The organism is Streptomyces sp. B1866, assembly GCF_031932565.1.
In the GTDB taxonomy this organism is placed as follows: Bacteria; Actinomycetota; Actinomycetes; order Streptomycetales; family Streptomycetaceae; genus Streptomyces.
Window position 1 is genome coordinate 1 of the sequence record NZ_JAVSCF010000584.1, and the last position, 623, is coordinate 623.

General features: G+C 83.3%; 1 pseudogene. It reads left to right on the top strand.

Annotated features, from left to right (window positions below):
• A pseudogene (locus RKE29_RS30305) lies at positions 1-623 on the top strand (PucR family transcriptional regulator); the annotation flags it as partial.

Here is a 623-nt window from a genome sequence, read left to right on the forward strand (position 1 = left end):
CGGTACGCCGCCGACGCCGAGCGGCTGCGCGCGCGGCCCGCCCCCGCCAGCGCCGTCGCCGGCGGCTCGGGCCCGCCCGAGGAGCCCGCCGACCGGGTCGAACTGCACACCCTGGGCACCAGCGGATACGCGCGGGGCGTCCTCGCCGTCGGCACCGGCGGCCCGCTCGGCGCCGCCGAGCGCTACGCGCTGCACGCCGCCGTCGCCCTGCTCACCCTGGTCGGCGAGCGCTCCCGGACGCTGCGGGAGGCCGAGCGGCGGCTCGGCGGGGCGGTGCTGCGGATGCTGCTGGCCGGCGAGCCCGACCACGCGCGCGCGGTCGCCGGGGAGCTGTACGGCGACCTGCTGGACGCGCCGTTCCGGGTGCTGGTCGCCGAGCCGGCGGCCCCCGCCGCCCACCCGCCCGCGGCGGAGGAGGCGCGGCCGCACCCGACCGGCACCGCGGACCCGCCGCCCGCCGCCCCGGGCCCGGACCCGCTGCGCTTCCTCGCCGACGCGGTGGAGACCGCCGCCGCCCGGCACGCCGAGCCCGCCCTCGTCGTCCCGGACGGCGAGCACCTGGTCGTACTGGCCCCCGACGGCGGCGCCGCGGTGGCCGCCTGCGCCGAGCACGCCGCGGCGGC